Consider the following 21,333-nt stretch of genomic DNA (forward strand, 5'->3'; position numbering starts at 1 on the left):
GTATCGTGCCCCTCATGAAGCCACGTTTGTGGGGGGCCACGATCGCCGGAGCCTGTGTACTCGGGCTGTCCTCTCCGCTCGCAGTTCAACCAGCCACTGCCGCACCGGCTTCCGGTGCCGGCGTCAGCGCGTACTACACCGACACGACGACGCTCGGCGACTTCGTCCCGACGTTCAACCGGATCACCGGCCTGGACCGGACCGGTAACGGTCAGTACGCGCTGATCGCCGAAGACGTGCTCCCCGCACGGTTCTTCACCGCCCGGATCGGATACTCCTCGGAGACCGCATCATTCGTCGGTCGTCCCGCACTCAACGGTGGCGGCACGGTCCTCGGGCCGTGGTTCGTCCCGTTGCTGCCGGGCGGCGCGCAGTTCGAGGGCATCCGGAAGACCAACGGCGGTTACACCGTCGTCAGCGGCGGCAACAACCAGTTCGTCCGGCAGATCGGTCCGCTGGGCCAGTTCACCCGCGATCTCCCGCTGCCGGCCGCATGGCGTCCCTCGTCCAAGTCGGGCGTCGCCGGACAGCGTGGGCTCACCGGCCTCGCCGTCGGTCCCCAGGGCCAGGTCTCGGTGCTCACCGCGGGCGGACTCAAGCAGGACGGTCGCACCTCGGCGCGACTGCTCACCTTCGGCAAGCCCAACCGCGAATTCGTCTATCGCACCGACGCCAACAAGGTCGCGGCCGACGTGCTGGCCATCAACTCCACCGACTTCCTCGTCCTCGAGCGCGGTGCAGGGAAGCTGACCAACATCTTCTGGACCACCACCCGCGGCGCGACCTCGGTGACCGGCAACAAGAAGCTCTCCGGCAAGGAGAAGGCGATGCCGAAGCGTCGCATCTTCTCCACGACCGGCACGCCGCGCCTCGTCACCGGCGACATGTCGGGCCTCGCCTGGGGCAACTGGCACCCCGACAACCCGTTCGCCAACGCGCGCAGCAGGACACTGCTCGTCGTGTCCCAGAACGCCGGCGCGCCCACCCGCGTCCACTCGTTCGAGGTTCAGCTGCCCAGATAGCGACTCTCGGAAGCTCTGCCCTACCCAGCGAGCGGTGGGGATCGGTCCTCCGTCGGTTCGGGGCTGAGCGGGGAGCGGATGGGAAGGTGTGACAATTCCCGCCTCAGGGTGGTGTCAGGGGGTTACCTGATAGCCATTCGGCGTCGGATTTGGCACCGTTGAGGGCATGACGACGACTGATGCGGCCGCCCGCGATGCCGGAGCGCCGAAACACGGAGTGGCTGCGGGTGCGGAGAACCTGTCCAAGAGGTACGGCACGGGCGACACCGCCGTCGAGGCCCTGAAGGGCGTCTCGATCGAGTTCCGCGAGGGCGAGTTCACCGCCATCATGGGCCCGTCGGGGTCGGGCAAGTCGACGCTGATGCACTGCCTCGCCGGCCTGGACGTCGCGAGCGACGGCCGTGTCCACATCGGCGACACCGATCTCACCGCGTTGTCCGACAAGGCGATGACCATGCTCCGCCGCGACCGCATCGGGTTCGTCTTCCAGGCGTTCAACCTGGTGCCGACGCTCACCGCGAAGGAGAACATCACCCTCCCGGTCGACATCGCCGGCCGTACCGTCGACACCGAGTGGTTCGACGCGGTCACCGAACGACTCGGCATCACCGACCGACTCGGGCACCTGCCCAGCGAACTCTCCGGCGGCCAGCAGCAGCGTGTGGCGTGTGCCCGGGCGCTGATCGGCAAGCCCGCGATCATCTTCGGCGACGAACCCACCGGCAACCTCGACTCGCGGTCCTCGGGTGAGGTCCTGTCGATCCTCCGCGCCGCCACCGACGAGTTCGGGCAGACCGTCGTCATCGTGACCCACGATCCGCGCGCGGCGTCGTACGCCGACCGGGTGGTGTTCCTCGCCGACGGACAGATCGTGCAGGAGCTCGCCCGCCCGAGCGCCGACGACGTCTTCGAGGTGATGAAGAACCTCGACGTGGTCCACCACGCCGACGCTCCCTCCCAGTCGGCTCCCGCCGAGACCTCCAGAGCGCTCTGAGCCGTGGCGTCATCATCGGTGATGCGCCGGGTTTCCCTGCGAAACCTGCGGGCGCACAAGCTACGTCTGTTCCTGACCCTCTTCTCGATCGTCCTCGGCACGTCCTTCGTGGTCGGTTCGATCGTGTTCACCAACTCCGTCTCGAAGGCCTTCACCGACATCTTCGACAGTGCCGCGCAGGGTGTGGCGGTCGAGGTGACGCCCGCTGATCGGCAGTCGCCGGGCGTTCCGCTGTGGGTGGTCGACCAGTTGCGTGACCAGCGCACCGCACTCGGCATCGACAAGCTCGTCGTCAACAACAGCGGGTTGGTCACCGTCGCCGACTCCGACGGCAAGGCCATCCAGACGGGTGGTGCGCCGAGCGTGGGCACCACCTACATCCCGGAGAACGAGGCGCTCGATCCCGACGAGTCCCGGATCCTGCCGGGTGGTCGCGGGCCGGCCGACGCCGGCGAGATCGCCCTGAACGCCTCGGCTGCCGAGGAGGCCGGGCTGAAGGTCGGGTCGAAGACCAAGGTCGTCATCGGCCAGGGCAGTTCCACCCCGCTCGACGTCACCGTCGTCGGACTGATCGACCTGCCCGCCTCCACCGGCGGGTACGTCAACGCACAGTTCGACGCGGCGACCGCGTCGGGGCTCTTCACCGACGGGCGCCACGTCGGGCTCGTCGACATGTCGGCCGTCGACGGGGTGTCCCCGAAGCAACTGCAGGAGCGGGTGCGCACCTTCCTCGGCTCCGACGCCGATCTGTACGAGGTGCGGACCGGCGATCAGGTACGGGAGGACCAGAAGGCGCAGGTCAACGAGTTCCTGCAGATCTTCCAGTACATCCTGCTGGCGTTCGCGGCGATCGGCCTGGTCGTCGGCACGTTCATCATCTACAACACCTTCTCGATGATCGTCGCGCAGCGTAACCGCGAGTTCGCGCTGCTGCGTGCGGTCGGGGCGAGTCAGCGACAGGTGTCGCGGTCGGTCCTCTTCGAGGCGTTCGTCGTCGGTGTGCTCGGCGGAGCGCTGGGCCTGGCCATCGGCATAGGCCTGGCGGCCGCGCTCAAGGCGTTCACCAGTGCGTCGTCGGGTCTGCCGGAGGGCGAGCTGACGATCGGGGTCGGCGCGGTACTCGCGGGCATACTGGTCGGCGTCGTGGTGACGATGATCAGCGCATGGGTACCGGCAGCTCGTGCCGCCCGGGTGCCGCCGGTGGAGGCGATGCGTGCCTCGGCCGCCGAGGGATCGGCATCCCTGCGCAACCGCACCCTCATCGGTGCGGTCATCGGCCTGGCCTCGATCGTGGCGATCGTCGTCGGCGCGATGGACGAGGGCTCCGGACCGGCGCTGACGGTCGGCGCGGGCGCGGCCGGTCTGGTGCTGGCCGCGGTGCTGGTCGGACCGGCTTTCGCGCGGCCGTTCGTGGGAGTGCTCGGCCGTGTGGTCGGTGCGCCCTTCGGCACGATCGGACGGCTCGCACGCACGAATGCTGTTCGGAATCCCCGACGTTCGGCTGCGACGGCGTTCGCCCTGACGCTGGGCCTGATGCTGGTGGCGATCATCGGCACGCTCGGCCAGTCGTTCAAGGGCACGGTCGACGAGGCCGTCGACTCCGGCATCACCGCCGATTACATCCTCTCGGGCACCAACCAGGGGCCGTTGCCGCCCACGGTGGGTCCCTCGGTGGAGAAGGTGCCGGGTGTCGGCGAGGTGGTCTCGTTCGGCGTCGTGCAGGCGAAGGTCGACGATCAGCCGGTGCAGGGTTTCTCCGCGCTCGGTGGACCGCTGAGTGACGTCACGGTCATGGACATGGAGGACGGCGCGTCGTCGACGCTGCCGGCCGACGGGATGCTGATCAGTCACCGCACGGCGATGACGAAGGGCTGGGAGCGCGGCCAGGTCCTGAACTTCACCTCACCCATCGGTGAACAGGTTCAGGTCCCCATCGCGGGCGTGTACGCCGACAACGAGGCTCTCCAGCCGTGGGTCGTCGGTCCCGCGGTCTACGACCGCCTGGTCCCGCCCCCGGCGCGTTTCGACATCACGGTCTTCGTGAAGGCCGAGGCCGGTGCCGATCTGGAGACCCTGCGGACCGGGCTCGAGGACGCGACCGCCGGGTACCTGACCGTCCAGGTCAAGGACCGCGACCAGTTCAAGGGCCAGATCTCCGCGCAGATCGACCAGATGCTCGGCACGCTCTACGCGATGCTCGGCCTGGCGCTGCTGATCGCGGTGCTGGGCATCATCAACACCCTGGCGTTGTCGGTGGTGGAGCGGAAGCGCGAGATCGGCATGTTGCGTGCGATCGGCATGGTCCGAGGTCAGGTGCGTCGTTCGATCTACCTCGAATCGGTGCTCATCTCGATCTTCGGTGCCGTCGTCGGCGTCATCCTCGGAACGCTGATCGGCGTCGCCCTCGTGCGCACGCTGGCGGCGTGGGGTCTGGGCGCGCCGGTGATCCCGTGGTCGCTGATCGTGATCACGCTGGTCGCCTCGGCGGTGGTCGGTGTGCTGGCGGCGCTCTGGCCGGCGGTCCGCGCCGCCCGGACGGGGCCGCTCGAGGCGATCGCCGACCTCTGACGCCCTCCTCCTGTTCTGTGGCCCACGCGACCCGGGTTCTGTCCGGGCCGCGTGCTCACAGGTCGATATCAGGAACCGGATGACAGAATCGTCCGCATGACGCGACCACCCCAGGGCGATCCGAACGATCCGCGGAACAATCCGCCGGAGACCCGACAGTTCGATCCCGACTTCGACCCCTCGGCGCCGCCGTCGCAGGCCTACACCCAGCCGCACGCCGGTGAGCCGTATCCCGGGCCGTACACCGAGCCGCACGCCGGACCCAGTACGACGAACCCCAGTACGCGGATCCCCGGTACACCGGCGGCTCGCCGTATGCGGGATCGCCGTACGACGCACCCCCGGGTGGTGAGCCCCCACGCGGCGGATCGTCGAAGGGACGCACCATCGGCCTCGCGCTGGTGGCGCTGGCCGCCCTGGTGATCCTCGGACTCGTCGTCGTGCTGGTCACGAAGTCCGGCGGTGACGAGGACTCACCCACCGCAGCGGGTTCGTCGTCGACGACGGCCACCAGTGAGGAGACGACGACCACCAGTTCGTCCCCGACCACCACGACGACGACGACCGAGGAGACGACGTCGAGTCCGAGCAAGAAGCCGGGTCCGGCGACGGTGGTCTACCAGCTCACCGGAAACGGTGACGTCGTGGCGCTCAGCTTCAGCAAGGGTGGCGGTTCGCCGACGGTCATCGCTGCCACCGGTTCGCCCTGGTCGCAGCGGGTGAACGTGAAGGGCAACAAGGCGACCCTGTCGGCCATCGTCGTCCGCGGTCCGGTCACCTGCAGCATCCTCGTCGACGGGGAACAGCTCGCGACCGCCACCAGCAACGGCGGCACGCTGAACTGCACCGCCGGTCTCCCCGCGGAATAGGGGCTACCGCTTACGCAGCACCAGCACGAGGTTCGTGCCCAGCACCTCGCGGAGGCCCGGGACGCGCATGACCCACCACATCCAGCGCGGGATGTAGCGGGGGAAGGCGGCCAGCAGCTCGGCCCGATCGGTCACCGATCCCGCCCAGCGCAGGCCGTCGGCGGCGTGGACGGCGAACAGCGAGGTCCCGAAGAGGTTCTTGGGCGGGTGGCCGTGGCGTCGGGTGTAGAGACGTGCGGCGCGGTGTCCGCCGAGGTAGTGGGTGAGACCCATCTCGTGGCCGCCGAACGGACCCCACCACAGCGTGTAGCTGATGATGACGACGCCGCCGGGACGGGTCACGCGCAGCATGTCGTCGGCCATCTCCCACGGCGTCGGCGTGTGCTCGACGACGTTCGACGACACCGTCACGTCGATGCAGTCGTCGGCGAAGGGCAGATTCTGGCCCGACCCGCGGACCGAACCGCGATGTTCGAGACCGCCGGCGTGCATCTCCGTGGGGTCCGGCTCGACCGACATGTAGTGCGCGCCCCGTGCGCGGAAGGCGTCGGCGAAGTAGCCGGGACCGCCGCCGACGTCGAGGATGACGCCGCCGTCGAGGTCGGGTACGAACGCCTGCACCATCTCCGCGGTGTCGGCCGCCAGGGCGCCGTAGAACCGGGCGGGATCGGACTGCTCGTAGCGGAAGTCGTTCAGCAGCCCGGCCGCGCGCCGCAGGGTGGCCAGTCGGGCCATACGGTCGCGGCCGGAAGTCGTGGTCGTCATCGTCGGGAAACTCTAATCGACCGGAGTCTCGGCAGTTCATCAGCTACTCGGCGGTAGGCTGTCGTGCGATGCGCGTACCTTCCGACGTCCTGCTGCTGTGCTGGCGGGATACCCGCCACCCTCAGGGCGGTGGCAGCGAGACATATCTGGAGCGCGTCGGTGCCGAACTGGCCCGACGCGGTACCCGCGTCACCTTTTTGACCTCGGCGTATCCGGGCGCCGCCGGCGAGGAGTACCGCGACGGCATGCGGTTCGTGCGCGCCGGCGGGCGGATCAGCGTGTATCCGCGCATGCTGGCGACGATCCTGGCCGGGCGTCTCGGCTTCGGGCCGCTCCGGGACTGTCGGCCGGAGGTCGTCGTCGACACCCAGAACGGGGTGCCGTTCTTCGCGACCGCCGTCGCCTCGGCACCGACGGTGGTGCTGGTCCATCACTGTCATCGCGAGCAGTGGCCGGTTGCCGGTCGGTTACTCGGGCACGTCGGATGGTTCATCGAGTCACGACTCTCGCCGCGGGTTCATCGCCGGAACCGCTATGTCACCGTGTCCACGCCGTCGAAGACCGAACTCGTCGCGCTCGGCGTCGACGCGGATCGGATCTCCGTCGTGCGCAACGGCATCGACCCCGTCCCCGCCGGCGCTGTGCTCGCCGTACGGTCGTCCGACGCCGGCTCCGAGCCGGTGCGCCTGTGTGTCCTGTCGCGACTGGTGCCGCACAAGCAGGTCGAGGACGCGCTCACGGTGCTGGCGCAGCTGCGTCGTTCCGGGATCGATGTCCACCTCGATGTCATCGGCGGTGGTTGGTGGTCCGACGAACTGCGCTCGGCGGCAAGCGAACTCGAGGTCACCGACGCGGTCACCTTCCACGGTCACGTCAGTGAGGAGCGCAAGCACGAGCTGCTCTCGCAGGCGCGGGTCCACCTGATGCCCTCGCGCAAGGAGGGTTGGGGTCTGGCGGTGGTCGAAGCTGCGCAGCACGGGGTTCCGACCATCGGCTACCGCAGCTCGGTCGGTCTCGCCGACTCCATCGACGATGGCAACACCGGTCTCCTCGTCGACGGCGTCGACGAACTGGTGAGTGCCACCAGGAAGCTCATCGACAACCCGGACGAGGCCCAGCGGCTGGGGGACAGCGCCCGGGTTCGGGCGGGCCGCTACTCCTGGGCCGCCACGTGCGACGGGTTCATCGAGACGTTCGACGCCGTTCTCGCGCGCTGACGACGATCGCCCCCACGACCCCGGTCCCCAGCATCGCCGCCCAGAGAAGGTGTGCGGCGATCGCCATGGTCCGATCGGCCGCTCCCGCACCGCGATCGGCCGGATCGTCGACCCGGTACAACCGGAGATCGTCCCCGTCGTGGGCGAGGCGCGCGTCCGCCGCGAGCCGGGCGGGCGGGGAATTGTTCTCGACGAGAACCCAACCCACACCGAGTGCCGCGAGATCCTCGGGTGAGCCGCCGGCCTCGAGCGCCGACGCCACGGCCGCTGCGTGCTCACTCGGTGAGTCGACGACCTCGCCGTCGACGGTGAGTGCACCGGACTCGATCACCGGGGCCCGCAGCATCCGCGCCGCCGGATCGAGCGAGACGCCGTCCGCGAATCGGTAGTGCCGCACGGTGTCCGCGGGCCAGAGGGCGACCGAACCCTGATCGTCGGGCACTATCGCCGACACCGCGGCCCAGTCGTCGGGGTAGGCCACCGGCCGCACCGAACCGCCGGCACCCCAGGCGAGATCGGGCAGCGGGGCGACGACGAGTAACACGACCCCGACGAACGCGAAGCCCGACGGCACGCGCCGGCAGGCCGCCGCGACCGCACCGGCCACGGCCAGCGTGACCCCGGGGACGAGCAGTGCGGAGAACTTCTGGGTGTCGCGGAGCAGACCGGCACCGGGGACGTGTTCGACCGCGAACTCCAGCAACCACTCTCCCGGACCGAAGCTGCCGCCGATCAGCAGAACCGCGACGGCGACAGACAGTGCGGCGATTCCTCGCACCAGCGGATCGAGGGTCGTCCGACGACGGAAGAGGTGGACGGCGCCCATCGCGACCACGAGCAGCAGGCACAGCGTCGCGATCGCCGCCCACCAGATGGAGCGACTGGTGGGCACCGCATCAGCGTTCCAGATGCCGCCCAGCGAAAGGACGGTTCCCACCGGTCCCAGGCCCGGCTCCGACCGGAGGCCGAACGCATCGACGCCGGCGGCGGCGGAAGTCGTGGTGGCGTCGCTGATCACGGCCGTCACGACCCACGACAGAGTGCTCAGGACCCACAGTCCGGCGGCGATGAGTGCGGGGCGCAGGCCGACCGGACGGCACCCGAGCCCCACGATCAGCACGACCCCGGCGAGCACCGATCCCGTCGGTGTCAACCCCGCAGCGGCCAGCAAACCACCCAGCCGGAGAAACCGCGCCGCGTCGTGGTGATCCCGAAGTTCCGATGCCGCAACGAGAATCCAGCCCAGCGCGGCGTACCCGACCAGCAGACTCCAGTGCCCCTGCAGGAGACGTTCGGCGACATAGGGATTCCAGATCGCCGCGAGAGCGGCGGCCGCCGCGCCCGTACGCCCGGCGCCGGGGACGAGCCGGAATGCCAATCGGCCGAAGCCGACACCCGCGAACACCAAGGCGGCCAGCAGGATCGCGGTGACCACCGTGCCACCGTCGACCACTGTCGACGCCATCGCGACGAACCAGTCCTGCGGTACCGCGCGCGGCGGCAGGTCACCGATGCCCAGCGTGGTGTCGGTGACGTGGGTGCGCGGCGTCGACACCGCGTCCCGGTACAGCAGGTAACCGGGTCCGACGCCGATCAACCCGGGGAGCAGCGGCGCCAGGACGGCCACGGCCGCAACGACACTCACCAGGTAGAGCGTCGGCAGCAACCGTCCGGAGAACACCGCGACCCGCGCGGCTCAGAAGTGGTGGGTGTCCGACGGCGCGGGTGCATGCACCGGGTCGTCGTCGAACTTCGACTCGGTGATGCCGTAGGCGCGCGCGAGGTCGAGGATCTTGGTGGCACGCGCGATGCGGGGGAGGTCCGATCCGTTGCGGATCTCCCCGCCGTCTCGCTCGAACTCCGCGAAGAACTCCCGCGCCCAGGTGATCTCGTCTTGGGACGGGGACAGGCCCTCGTTGACCGGGGCGCACTGCGCGGGGGTCAGACAGATCTTGCCGGTCATGCCGAACTCCGCACTCACCGCGGTGGCCTCGCTCAGCTTGAGAGCGCTGGAGCCGACGGTCGGTCCGTCGATGGCGCTGGGAAGATGAGCGGCCTTGGCGGCGATGGTGAATCGCGACCGGGCGTAGGCCAGCGTCAGCGGATTGTCGCCGAAGCCGGTGTCCCGCCGGAAGTCGCCGATCCCGAAGGCGAGGCGGAAGGTGCCCTTGGCGGAGGCGATCTCGCTGATCCGCTCGAGTCCGCGGGCGGTCTCGACGAGGGCGACGATCGGGAGACCCGGTAGGCGCTTGGCGGTCTCGGTCACGTGGTCGACGGACTCGACCATCGCCAGCATCACGCCGCCGACGGCGGTCTGCGCGAGTGCCTCCAGGTCATCGGCCCACCATGGGGTGCCGAAGCCGTTGATGCGGACCCATTCACCGGCGCCGGGACCGGAACCGTCCTTGGGGCCGATCCAACGTACGACGTTGTTCCGCGCCTCGACCTTGTCCTTGGGAGCCACCGCGTCCTCGATGTCGAGCACGACGATGTCGGCGCGCGAGCGAGCCGCCGGCTCGAACTTCGCGTAGTGGGCGCCGTTGACCAGGAGCCAGCTTCGGGCCAGCACCGGATCGATACGCGAACCGACATCGGTCGATTCGGCGTCGTAGGTCGTGTTGTCGTCGTACATCGATGTCTCTCGTCCGTGAATTCTGCAGCCTACCCATCGTTGCCTATGCCCGATGACCGGTGCAAAGCACCCTGCGCGCGGGAGCCGGTGTCAACTCGGCACACTTGTGCCATGCAGCAGACCAGGCCGACCGGACGGCGCCGGGCCGCTTCGGGCACCGTCGGCGCCGTCGGATCGGTGGCCGTCGGCTCGATGGTCGCCAACATCTGCATGTACGTGGTCCATCTGAGCGCGAGCGCGCGCTATCTGGATGTCAGCGAATACGGCGAGTTCGCGGTCCTGCTGTCGGCGATGCTCGTGTTGGGCGTACCCGCGCTGGCGCTGCAGAACGTCGTCGCACGCGAGGTGGTCCTGGGCTGCGACGAGCGCCGTCTGCGGCGGGTGGGGATTCAGACGACCCTGTATGTGGTCCTCCTGGTCGCGGTCGCCACACCGCTGGTCGCCCTGCTGATGCGCACCGATGTGGTCACGACACTGGCCGCCCTCGGCGCTGCCCCGTTCCTCGCACTGATCGCCGCAGGTCAGGGCATTCTGCAGGGGCGCGGCGAGTTCCGGACGCTGTCGTGGGTGTTGGCCGCGGTCGGGATCCTGCGCTCGATGCCCATCGTGGGCGCTTTCGTCGCGGGTGCCGGTCCGGCGGGCGGACTCCTCGCCGGAACCGTGGGTGCCGCGGTCTCGGCGGTCGTCGTCTGGCTGGTCGTCGGGAAAGTCGGGGAGCGCGCGTCGGACGCGGGCACGGTGGGAGTCCTCAGCGTGGTCCGCGCGTCGCAGGTCCAGTTGGTGCTCATCGTGGCGTCGTCGGTGGATCTGCTGCTCTCACCGCGGGTTCTCGACGCCGAGTCGGTCGGCGTCTACGCGCTCGGCGCGATAGCCACCAAGGTCGCGTTCTGGCTGCCGCAGGCCATTGGCGTCGTCTTCTACCCGCGCCTCGCCGACCCCGCCCGGTCCCGGGTCTCCCTGCGGCAGGCAGTGGCGGTGGTCGCCGGCGTCGGCGTGGTCCTGACTCTCGGCGCGGGGCTCGCGGGACCGCTGGTGCCGACCGTGTTCGGCGACGGCTACGACCAACTCGTCCCACTCCTGTGGCTCTTCGCCTACATCGGTGCCGCCCTCGCCGTCCTCCAGGTCGTGTTGCTGTCGGCGATCGCCCGTGATCGCACCCGCGTCGCCTTCGTGACGTGGATCGTCGTGGCGATCGAGGTGGTGGTCATCCTCACCGCTGCCGGTTCGGTGCTCGGGGTCGCGGCCACCGCGGCGGTCGCGGTGACGATCGCAGCCGCCGGCACGTGGGCGCTCACACGCTGATCGGCGGTTACATTCGGCCCAGACGCAGGAACGTTGCCGGGATCGGGAAGTTTCGGCAGGGTTGTGTGATGAGCGACAACGGAGTCACCAAGGTCACTGTCCAACGAGTCATCGAGGCACCGGTCGACGCGGTGTTCGACGTCCTCTCCAATCCCGAGAGGCATCAGGCACTCGACGGTTCGGGGTTCATCCGCGGCGTCGACCACGCCGATCGCATCCAGAACGTCGGTGAAGTGTTCACGATGAACATGGCGGGCGACCACATGGGCGGCGAGTACAAGACCGACAACCACGTCACCGGGTACGCCAAGGACAAGCTGCTGGCGTGGAAGACGACTCCCGCCGGCACCGAGCCTCCCGGCTGGGAGTGGTTGTGGGAGCTGGAAGCCCAGGGCCCCAACGAGACGCTGGTCCGGCACACCTACGACTGGTCGAAGGTCACCGACAAGAAGCTCCTCGAGCAGGTGAAGTTCCCGCTCGTGACCGAGGCCCAGCTCGAGGACACCCTCGGCCGTCTTGCGGCCGAGGCTGCTTCCTGAGTTCTATCCGTCGGTTCCGGCGGTGCCACCGCCGCCGGACCGCCGGAACCTCGCGGGCATCCACGCCGGGTTGATCAGGAGCGCCCCGACGACCAGCGCGGCGACGCCGAGGACGCCGGTCACGATCGGCACGATACGACCCCAGATCGTGATCGGCGTCGCGAGATCCGAAGCGAGACGCGACATCTGGGACTGTGTCGTGTCGTCGTAGGAGAAGGTCGCCTGCAGGTGCGGCAGCCGGAAGTCCGGCGGCACACCGGGAGTGCCGTCGGGGAAGGCGTAGAACTCGTCGACGGTGATCTTCGCGTCGACGATCGTGCCCGTCCGCGGTTCGACGGCCAGGTCCCACGAACTGCGGTGTCGCAGAGTGGCAGTCAGGTCGCGGCGCGGGCCGTCGATGCCGAACCACGATGCCGGCCGGGTGATGACGACATCCGTGCCGACCGGCCTGCCGAGCGCGGCCCGGGCGAGGTCGGTCTCGGGGACCTCGGCGCGGAACCGGGCGACGTCCTTGCCGACGACCTCGGTGTCGCCGTCGTACTTCAGGGGCACGGTCGTCCGCGTGACGACGTCGAAGAACTCGTGGTCGGTCAGGCGGGTGTCGAAGGGCAGCAGGTAGGTGAAACCGCGGCGGTCGGGCACCAGCACCGGCGCCTGATTGCTGTCGTACTGGATTTCCGACGCCCCGCGCGCGGACAGCTGCGGTTCGGCGGTCTCCCGGTCGAGGGTCACCCGGTCCTTGACCGCGTTGACCGTGGCGTCGTTGCAGGCGTCCGGCGAATCGGCGTCGGCGCCACTGCCGGGCCGCGGATCCTCCGGCTCCACCGCCCGGTCGTCGATGCGCAGCGTCTCGGCCTGGACCGAGGTGCCGGCCTGCAGCGTGACCCGATGTTCGTCGGACGGCTGGACCGCGACGACCCGCTGCTGGCGGACCAGATCGGCGTCGAGTGTCCGTGCGGCGGGTGTCGCCAGCGAGCAGCGGTCGAGGATCGTCGCGTCCTCGGCGGTGGCCACCGTGGTGAAGTCGGTGCTCAGCGGGATCTCGCGGAAGTTGCCGACGAGCAGTGTCGGCAGCGCGATGGTCACCGCGACGAGGAAGCTGCCGATGAAGATGAGCGTCGGTCCGGCCAGATCCGCGGTCGACCAGCGGTGAGGTGCGGACTGTTCCACCGCGGATGGGGGCACCGGGGACGGCTCCGAAGACATGGTGGCGAGGGTAGTGGATGCCACCGGGCTACCCTGTCACCAGCATGACCAGCACCGACTCCGCCCGCGACTCAGTCGCAGCATCGAACACCGATTCCCGCTCCGGCGCGCCGCGCTCCGACGCCGCCGGTCCGGCGGCCACGTCGCGACGCTTCTACCCACAACTCGAGGGCATGCGTGCGCTCGCCGCGATCGGCGTCCTGATCACGCACGTGGCCTTCCAGACGCGGGCCGTCGAGATCGCGGTCCTCGGCCCCGTCCTCGGTCGCCTCGACCTTGCCGTCGCGCTGTTCTTCGGGCTCTCCGGGTTCCTCCTGTGGCGGCCGTGGGTCGACGCCGCGCACCGAGGTGCCGGGCATCCGTCGATCCCGCGGTATCTCAAGCACCGCGCCGTCCGCATCTGGCCCGCGTACGTCGTGGTCGTCGTGCTGGTGCTTCTTCTCCTGCCGGAGGCCCAGGGCGCCGACTTCGACGTCTGGCTCGCCAACCTCACCCTGACCCAGGTCTTCGTGCCCCTGACGCTGACCGCAGGACTCACCCAGATGTGGAGCCTGTCGGTCGAGATCGCCTTCTACGCGCTGCTCCCGCTCATAGGTCTCGCACTGGTGCGGTTGCGGGGCCGACAAGCTGGTGCGCGCATCCCGGTGCTCTTGGTGCTCGGCGTTCTCAGCCTCGGCTGGGCCTGGGTCGGCACCTCGCTCCCCGTCGCCGATGGTGTGGAGACCAAGAACTGGGTGTTCGGTCACCTGCCGTGGTTCGTCGCCGGCCTGATCCTCGCCGAGGTCGCCGGCGTGCTCGACACCGCAGGAGCGCCACGCGGGCGGTGGATGAACCTGGCGATACGGCTCAGCGCGAACCGGTGGCTGATGTTCGGGGTCCTCGTCGTCGCCTACGGGCTGGCGTGCACCCGCTTCGCCGGTCCGACCGGTCTCGGCGACGTCACCAACATCGAGTTCGTCGCCAAGATGACTCTCGGTGCGCTGTGCGGCTACGCGCTTCTCGCGCCGCTCGTCTGCAACCCGGGGCCGTTCCGGTTCCTCACCTCACGCGTGATGCTCGCGCTGGGACGCTGGTCCTACGGCATCTTCATCTGGCACGTCGCGGTCCTCGCAGTAGTCTTTCCGCTGTTCGGCATCGTGCCGTTCAACGGCAACACTCTCCTGGTCCTGGTGATCACTCTGGGACTCTCGGTCGGGATCGCCGCGGCGTCTTACGCCTTCGTCGAGGAACCGGCGCGGAACTGGTTGCGCAACCGCGACACCCGACGACGCAACCGGCCGGCTGCTGCTTCCTCGTCGGCGGATTCTTCGGATTCCCCGGCCGACCAGAACACCAGCCAGCCGGTCATCAACACCGCGATCAACGCGGGCAACTGAACCCACCACTCCCAGCCGTGGTAGCCGCCGGCGGCGTGCCACGGACCGGCGGTCAGACCGACGGTCGCGAGCATCATCATCGCGAAGGTCGTTGTCACCCCGGCTTTCGGCGGGATCGCCGCGGCGACCACACCCACCCCGATGCCCACGGCCAGGCCCCACCAGCCCGACAACAACCACGACGCACCGAGAATCCCCAGACCGGCAGCCATCAGGGTGAACCGCCCGGTGGTCACGGTTCGCGGTTCGGCGACGGCCTCCCGTCGCGAGGACGGCCACCATGCCGCGACGAGCAGCAGGGCCATCAGCACGAGTCCGACGACAAGCGACCAGCGGTACAGCGAGTCGAACCGGTAGGTGAGCTCGACCGTGCCCGACGCCCCGGCCGGCACGATCCAGCCCTGCTGCCAGCCGTTCACGACCACCGGCGACAACTCCCGGCCGTCGACCCGCGCGACCCAGCCCGGGTTGGTGGATTCGGGGACCACGAGCAGGCGTTCGGGACCGGAATCGATCTGCACCGCACGACTCGCCGCGGTCCACTCGGAAACGTCCGGCGTGGTCGTCGCGGCGCCGTCCACCGGCGACCCGACCGTCAGTGACACGGCGTCGACGGTGAACGCCTGACCGGGATTGACGGACACCTCCTGCTGCCCGGCGGGCAACCGCAGCTCGCCCGGCGTGCAGGCACGGGCCACCACTGGTTCCCCGGAACGCAGTGCGGCCGTGGTGGTCCGCGCGGAGATCCCGACCACCTGACCGGCGGCGGTGATGCCGAGGCCATCGCCGCAGCGGATCTCGACGACCCGGTCACCGTCAGCGGGTGCGCGCGGTGCCGGGAAGACCTCGACCTCGGCGATGCCCGGTGGTGCGGGCGTCGCGAATCCGAGGCTGTTGACGTCGATCAGGTCGCGCTGTTCGCGGATGGTGATCTCGATGCGGTCGGTGATCGCCGGGTCGAGCCGCAGGACGCCGTCCTTGCCGACCTCACGGATCTGTTCGCCGGTGCCGAGATCGACGGCGACCTCGGTCGGGGTGGCCGGGTAGTCGCCCGGCGCAACGAGTTTCACTGATTCGACACGCTGCTCGGCGGGCAGGTGGACGACCAGGGTCGGCGTGGCGTCGTCGGCCGGCTCTTCGTCGTCCTCGCGATCCTCGGGCTTCTCCTCGTCGGGGATCTGCGGCGCGGTCCACGTGGTGCCGGGGTCGCCGTCGACGGCCGCGGCCGGGCTGCCGCGGGGGTCGGTGACCGGTCGCGGTCCGGTGGCCGTCATGCCGCCCGGTGTGGCGAGCAGTCGGTCGAGTGCGGCGCCGGGACGTGGCCGGAGAACGGCCGACGGGGTGACCGCGGTGTCCTGGGGAACCGACAGGGCGCGGCTGAACACCGACGACGTCTCCGGTGACAGGCCGAGGCCCGGTGCGCAGCGGGTCTTCTCGCGAGCCGGATCGGCGACGCACCAGGCCCGCCCGTTGAGTTCGGAGTACAGCAGCCACTGGGCGACGGTGGTGCCCGCCCCGAGTTCGGGCAGGACGACGCGGTGTCTGATCTGCAGCGGCGTGGAGGTGCGCAGGTTCGACACCTCCACCTCACCGAGGGCGAACTGGTTTCCGGCGGTGCCGTCCTCGGTGCGCAGGGCGCGGATCTGAATCCAACGGGTCGGGCCGCTCGGGGCGGTCACCGTCGTCGGCTCACCCGGCTCGAGCCCCGACGCCACGGTGCTGCCGGCCTCCGTGGTGATCAGGACGCTGGTCACGTCCGAGCCGAGGGCCTTCGCGGTGGTCAGCGACAACGCGAGATCCGTCTGGGGAGTGGTGAACCCGATCCGCATCCACCGGCCGACAGCCCCTTCGAGTCCGCCGCTGACCCAGGCCGTCTGGGGGTTGCCGTCGAAGGCCGCGGCGGGGGAGTTCGCCGGCGAGGTCTGTCCCGGTTGCACCGCGTCCGATGCCGAGCCCGACGTCGTGACCTCGATCTCGCCACTCCGGTTGTCCAGCAGCCATTCCCCGCGGACGAGCGGCTGATCGTCGACCGGGTAGTCGGCGGCCGCGTTCTGCGTGCGCCGCGGGTCGTCGGCCGACCGGATGGCGGAGCTGTGGTCGTCGACCCGTCCGAAGTCGGTTTCGCGGTCGCTCGGGGTGTCGGTGACGATGAGTGGGCCGTCGGCGATCCCGGCGCGTCGGGCATCGGCGTCGAGCAGGACCGGTCCGAGAGGCGGAAGGCCTTGTCGTGCACGTACTTCGGCGAGCGCCGCGATGGCCTCCGGGCCGCCGGCCACGCGCGGGATGCCCCGCTCGTCGACGAGGAGGGGGCCGGTGCCGTCGAATCCCGTCGCCTCGACCGCATAGATCTGGACGGCGGGCATGGTGGGTCGCAAACCGTTGTCGCGCATCACGCCCCGGACGCTCGGCGGTCCGACCTGGGGACCGAACTGTGCCACCCGCGTCAAGCCGGGGGAGGTGTCGAGTGCCTGCTGCGCGAGGAGGGGTCGCGCGGACCGGGAGGTCTCGGGGTCGAGATCTGCGCGCAGCACGACGAAGCCCACGCCCTGCTGGGCGAGGGTCTCGGCCAGGCCGGGTGACCCCCGGCCGGCGGCGATCTCGCGTTGCACGGAGTCGAGTGCGCGGATGGCTCCGGGCGGGGTCAGCGGGATGGCGTCGCGCACGGCCCACGGGGCGTCGGCGAGCGGTTGCAGGGGTTCGTCGCGGGTGAGACCCCACAGCTGATCGGCGAACGGCGCGCCCGGGACGACGAGGGCGCGCGCTGGTGGCGAGTCGTCGGGGCGAGCGCTGTGTTCGGACAACCAGTCCGCGGTCTGCTTCCAGTGGTTCGGGATCGCGGTGTAGGTGCCGGCGGGAGCGAGCTGACCGGTCCAGATGAGCGACCCGGCGCCGATGACCGCCACCAGCAGCACGATGGCCGCGGCCACCGGGCGGGATCGCTGGGGATGTGCGAAGGCCGAGAGTGTCTCCCGAACGGAGACGGTGCCGGGCAACGGGACCCGTGCCAGCAGGTGCGCGACACCGAGTACCAGCGGGATGCGGATGAAGGGTTCGAACTTGTGGATGTTGCGCAGCGGCGCACCCGAACCGTCGAGGAACACCCGGACCTGCTCGGCGATCGGCGACCCGAGACCCCCGGCGAAGCCGACACACATGACCACCAGGCCCACGCCCAGGATCGCCACGAGGCGACCGCGGAACGGCATGTGCCGCATGCACAGACCGGCGAGTCCCGCAGCGGCGATCGTGCCGGTGGCCAGTACCGCGGCCGGTTGGGTGACGAGGACCGCGCCGGCGACACGCTCGGTCGAGACGAACGGGGTCCACGAGCTCGCGCCGCGCATGACCTCGGTCAGCGACGTCCACTGCGTCGTGACGCGGGCGGACTCGATGTAATCCAGGAAGGGCGGGCTGACGCGGGACAAGATGAGCAGCGGGACGATCCACCACGCGCACGCCAGGAACAGGCCCAGGGCGGTCCAGGCACCGAAGCGCCACCAGCGGCGGTCTCGTGGCCGGTGCAGAAGCCACCACATGGCCGCGACGCCGAGCGCGGCGGCCGTGGCGACCGCGTTCACCGCACCCATCAGGGCGACGGCAGCCGCTGACCGTGCGGCCTCCCGCCAGAGCGGCCGACCATCGGAGGCAGAGGCGTCGAGCGCCCGGATCACCGGCAGCAGGACCCAGGGCGCCAGCATCATCGGCAGCGTCTCCGACGAGATCGAGCCGAGGGTGGTGAGGACGCGCGGACTCAGGACGAAGACGACGCCCGCGATGATCCGCGACGCGGGTGAGCCCAGTCGCAACGCCTCCGCGACACGCACGATGCCGACGAAGCCGACGGTGAGGAGCAACGCCCACCACAACCGCTGGACGATCCAGGGCGGGACCGACAGCAGATCACCGAGGGCGAAGAAGGCGCCGTGCGGGAAGAAGTATCCGTACGCCTGGTTCTGGACCTGCCCCATCGGGGCATTCGGGGTCCACAGGTGCGCCGCCCGCGCGAGGAACCCGAGCGGGTTCGCCGTCAGGTCGAGCTTGGTGTCGGCGGCGATCTGGCCCGGGGACTGCAGCAGGCAGACGATCAGCGCGATCGCGGCAGCCACACCGATCCCACGTGCCGACAGGACACCTGTGGAAGCGGTGGTCGATGTACTACTCAGTTGCTGCTGCCGTCAGAACGGCCCCGACGCCGAGCATCGGGGGCGGGCGTCAGTTGGTCTCGCCCGCGCCGCCGCGCGATCCGTAGTCGACCGAACCCTGGACGAATCCGCTGTTCGGATTGATGTTGTTCAGGTCCGTCGACGGGCTGTTCTCCGAGGCGAGGAACCCGCCGAGGAACACCGCGCCGAGTCCCACCAGGATGCCGGCCACTCCGGCGACGGCGCCGGCCACAAGGCGGTTGTTGGTCATGGCGAAGAAACTACCATCGCGCGGTGTCTCACCTCGGTGTCACCCGCGCATGTCCGGCGGTTCGGGCACGGGTTTCGACATCAGCGGCGCGAGCGGACCTTCGCCAGCGTGCGATCCCACAGCAGTTGGGTGCTCAGTTTCAGCACCTCTGGCTTGTGGACATCGCGGCTGAGCAGCAGCGTCGACGCCGTGATCGTGCCGGCCGACGCCTTCGACCGGTGGCCGGAGTCCAGATGCGGTTGCGGGTCGTATTCGATGGCGAGCTGGATCGCCTCGGCCTTCTTCGTCCCGGCGATCTCGTCGGCGAGCCACAGCGCGAGGTCGATGCCGGCGGAGACACCGGCCGCGTCACGATGCGTTCGTCGGGGCCGGCGCGCACGATGCGCTCGTCCGGCACCGCGGTCACGCCGTAGAGGGACAGCGCGGCCAACGACGACCAGTGGGTGGTCGCGCGGAGACCGTCCAGCAGCCCGGCGGCAGCCAGGACCACCGAGCCGGTGCAGACCGACGTCGTCCATTGCGCGCCCGGGCTGACAGCACGCAGCCAGTCCAGGAGCTTCTCGTCCTTCGCCGCGCCGAAACACCCCGGGCCGCCGGGGACGAGGATCAGATCGGGTGACGGCGTCTCGTCGAACGAATGCGTCGCACCGATGAGGAGAACACCGGAATCGGCGACGACCGGTCCGGCCTCGTGCGTGACGAACCGGACCTCCGCGTCGGGAAGCATGCGCAGCACCTCGTAGGGGCCGATGAGGTCGAGGGCGGTGAACCGCGGGTAGAGGACGATCGCGATCTGCGTCATGGGTGTGCCTGTCTGTTCGGTGATGGTGGTGCGGTGGTCAGCGAAAGGTCTTGCGATAGTGGTCGGGGGAGACGCCGAGGCGTCGGATGAACGTGCGGCGCAACGACTCCGAGGAGCCGAATCCGCAGCGCGCGGCGATCACCGGCATGGTGTCGGAGGATTCGGTCAATGCACGGCGAGCCGCGTCGGTGCGGACCCGCTCGATGTAGTCGCTGGGCGGTTCGCCGGTCTCCTCGGTGAAGACGCGGGAGAAATGGCGAGGACTCATCGCGGCTTCCCGCGCGAGGTCGTGAAGCCGGTGGGGCAGTCCGGGTTCGGCCTCGATGCGTTGCTGCGCGTCGCGGATCACGTCGCGGCGCGCCCGTGGCATCCACACCGGCGGAGCGAACTGGCTCTGCCCGCCGGGGCGCCGCATGTAGAGGACCAGCCAGCGGGCGACCAGCTGGGCGAGCTCGGTGCCATGGTCCTCTTCGACGACGGCGAGGGCAAGGTCGATGCCCGCGGTGACGCCGGCCGACGTCCAGACGTGATCGGAGCTGCGGACGAACAGCGCCTCGGCGTCGACCTGCACCGTCGGGTATCGCTCGGCGAGGTGCTCGGCCATGGCCCAGTGCGTCGCCGCGCGCCGGCCGTCGAGGAGACCGGCCTCGGCGGCGAGGAAGGCGCCGTTGCAGACGCTGATGACGCGCCGCGCCCGGGTGGCCGTCACCCGGATTCACTCGAGGAGGTCGGCGTCGTCGACGGCCCGGTGAACGCCCGTGCCGCCGGGCAGCAGCAGGGTGTCGACGAGTTCGGCGGGGTCTGGCAGTACGTGGGCGACGAACTGCAGTCCGACGCCGGTGTCGATCGGCTGCCCGTGCTGCGACACCAACCGCGGGTCGTACGTGACGGGTGACCCCTGATCACGCAGGGCGATCGACGCGGTCGTGAAGACGTCGGCCGGTCCCGTCACGTCGAGCGACTGCACCCCGGGGAACCCGAGAACCAGCACGGTTCGTGTCATGAGCTCATCGTGGCCGACACGGCCCACGTCGTCCAGGACATGCATCCCACACTTGAGGACATCGGGACTAGAGCGTCACCTGCGGTTGTCTATCGCATTTCGCCGGGACGATGAACACCGGTCGGTGGCAGTGCTTGAGTACGCGTTCGGCGACGCTGGACCGCAGCAGCGCCTTGAGGCCCGACGCCCCGCGGGTCCCGGTGACGAGCAGATCGACGTCGAGTGCCTCGGCGGCGGCGACGAGAGCGCCCCACACCGTCGACTCGACCTCGACGAGCGTGCCCTTCGTCGACAGTCCGCATTCGCGGGCCAGGGCCACGCCGCGTTCGTTGATCTTCGCGGCCTCGTCCTCGAGGGCGCGGTCGACCCCGGCGTCGAGTTGCGTGTCGACGAACGGCTGCATGCCGCCGGCGAGGGTGGACATCCGGGCGGGTGTCATGCCGCCGGGTTGCCAGGCGGTGACGACGACGGCGGATTCGGCGCGCAGGAAGTGTCCGGCATAACGGATCGCACGATCGGCGTTCGGTGAGCCGTCGTAAGCGATCATCAACGTCTGTCCGGCGCGATTGGCACCGCGACCGCTGGGGGCGGTCGCGGACCCGGCCGAGATGGACCCCACGTCCAT

General features: G+C 69.8%; 13 protein-coding genes and 4 pseudogenes. 8 read left to right on the forward strand and 9 right to left on the reverse strand.

Annotated elements, in window-relative coordinates; translation table 11 throughout:
• Window positions 1-14 precede the first annotated feature (14 nt).
• From BJF87_RS19340 to BJF87_RS19355, 4 genes and pseudogenes are all read left to right on the forward strand, one after another.
• Window positions 15-1,022 (forward strand): esterase-like activity of phytase family protein, encoded by a 1,008-nt coding sequence (locus BJF87_RS19340; RefSeq protein WP_035753757.1) that lies wholly within the window; start codon window positions 15-17, stop codon window positions 1,020-1,022.
• Between the two features lie 166 nt (window positions 1,023-1,188).
• Complete coding sequence (locus tag BJF87_RS19345) at window positions 1,189-2,016, forward strand: ABC transporter ATP-binding protein (RefSeq protein WP_006357096.1); 828 nt, start codon at window positions 1,189-1,191, stop codon at window positions 2,014-2,016.
• Between the two features lie 21 nt (window positions 2,017-2,037).
• A complete protein-coding gene (locus BJF87_RS19350) occupies window positions 2,038-4,584 on the forward strand; it encodes an ABC transporter permease (RefSeq protein ID WP_006357097.1) in 2,547 nt (848 codons plus the stop codon).
• 96 nt (window positions 4,585-4,680) lie between these two features.
• Window positions 4,681-5,453 (forward strand): annotated as a pseudogene (locus BJF87_RS19355) (hypothetical protein).
• A gap of 3 nt (window positions 5,454-5,456) precedes the next feature.
• Here BJF87_RS19355 and BJF87_RS19360 read toward each other — a convergent pair.
• A complete protein-coding gene (locus tag BJF87_RS19360; protein WP_075863737.1) occupies window positions 5,457-6,218 on the reverse strand; it encodes a bifunctional 2-polyprenyl-6-hydroxyphenol methylase/3-demethylubiquinol 3-O-methyltransferase UbiG in 762 nt (253 codons plus the stop codon).
• A 68-nt stretch (window positions 6,219-6,286) separates the two neighbouring features.
• Here BJF87_RS19360 and BJF87_RS19365 point away from each other — a divergent pair, with 68 nt between their 5' ends.
• Window positions 6,287-7,435: a glycosyltransferase family 4 protein gene (locus BJF87_RS19365; protein WP_006357100.1), complete on the forward strand. Its 1,149-nt coding sequence runs from the start codon at window positions 6,287-6,289 to the stop codon at window positions 7,433-7,435.
• Here BJF87_RS19365 and BJF87_RS19370 read toward each other — a convergent pair.
• Both BJF87_RS19370 and BJF87_RS19375 read right to left on the reverse strand, forming a co-directional pair.
• A complete protein-coding gene (locus tag BJF87_RS19370; RefSeq protein WP_075863738.1) occupies window positions 7,401-9,116 on the reverse strand; it encodes a hypothetical protein in 1,716 nt (571 codons plus the stop codon). The two genes, BJF87_RS19365 and BJF87_RS19370, sit on opposite strands and share 35 nt — an antisense overlap.
• Window positions 9,117-9,131: 15 nt before the next feature.
• Window positions 9,132-10,067: a CoA ester lyase gene (locus tag BJF87_RS19375; protein ID WP_006357102.1), complete on the reverse strand. Its 936-nt coding sequence runs from the start codon at window positions 10,065-10,067 to the stop codon at window positions 9,132-9,134.
• A gap of 111 nt (window positions 10,068-10,178) precedes the next feature.
• On the opposite strand from BJF87_RS19375, the gene BJF87_RS19380 reads away from it, so the two are divergent.
• Both BJF87_RS19380 and BJF87_RS19385 read left to right on the forward strand, forming a co-directional pair.
• On the forward strand, window positions 10,179-11,369 hold the full coding sequence (locus BJF87_RS19380) for a lipopolysaccharide biosynthesis protein (protein WP_006357103.1): 1,191 nt from the start codon (window positions 10,179-10,181) through the stop codon (window positions 11,367-11,369).
• A gap of 68 nt (window positions 11,370-11,437) precedes the next feature.
• A complete protein-coding gene (locus BJF87_RS19385; RefSeq protein ID WP_006357104.1) occupies window positions 11,438-11,908 on the forward strand; it encodes an SRPBCC family protein in 471 nt (156 codons plus the stop codon).
• Between the two features lie 3 nt (window positions 11,909-11,911).
• Here the strand turns inward: BJF87_RS19385 and BJF87_RS19390 are convergent, their stop codons facing one another.
• A complete protein-coding gene (locus BJF87_RS19390; protein WP_187346522.1) occupies window positions 11,912-13,114 on the reverse strand; it encodes a DUF3068 domain-containing protein in 1,203 nt (400 codons plus the stop codon).
• A 44-nt stretch (window positions 13,115-13,158) separates the two neighbouring features.
• On the opposite strand from BJF87_RS19390, the gene BJF87_RS19395 reads away from it, so the two are divergent.
• Window positions 13,159-14,490 carry an acyltransferase gene (locus tag BJF87_RS19395; protein ID WP_006357106.1) on the forward strand — a complete coding sequence of 444 codons (1,332 nt, stop codon included), beginning with the start codon at window positions 13,159-13,161 and terminating at the stop codon, window positions 14,488-14,490.
• 2,054 nt (window positions 14,491-16,544) lie between these two features.
• Here BJF87_RS19395 and BJF87_RS27240 read toward each other — a convergent pair.
• The 5 genes and pseudogenes from BJF87_RS27240 to BJF87_RS19420 form a co-directional block, all read right to left on the reverse strand.
• A pseudogene (locus tag BJF87_RS27240) lies at window positions 16,545-18,596 on the reverse strand (DUF3367 domain-containing protein); the annotation flags it as partial.
• A 106-nt stretch (window positions 18,597-18,702) separates the two neighbouring features.
• Window positions 18,703-18,903 carry a DUF2613 domain-containing protein gene (locus tag BJF87_RS19405; protein ID WP_005196483.1) on the reverse strand — a complete coding sequence of 67 codons (201 nt, stop codon included), beginning with the start codon at window positions 18,901-18,903 and terminating at the stop codon, window positions 18,703-18,705.
• An 80-nt stretch (window positions 18,904-18,983) separates the two neighbouring features.
• Window positions 18,984-19,705, reverse strand: a pseudogene (locus BJF87_RS19410) (DJ-1/PfpI family protein).
• Between the two features lie 37 nt (window positions 19,706-19,742).
• Window positions 19,743-20,708 (reverse strand): annotated as a pseudogene (locus tag BJF87_RS19415) (GlxA family transcriptional regulator).
• 67 nt (window positions 20,709-20,775) lie between these two features.
• Window positions 20,776-21,333: a universal stress protein gene (locus BJF87_RS19420; RefSeq protein ID WP_035753775.1), complete on the reverse strand. Its 558-nt coding sequence runs from the start codon at window positions 21,331-21,333 to the stop codon at window positions 20,776-20,778.

The organism is Gordonia sp. CNJ-863, assembly GCF_001942325.1.
Taxonomy (GTDB): domain Bacteria; phylum Actinomycetota; class Actinomycetes; order Mycobacteriales; family Mycobacteriaceae; genus Gordonia; species Gordonia alkanivorans.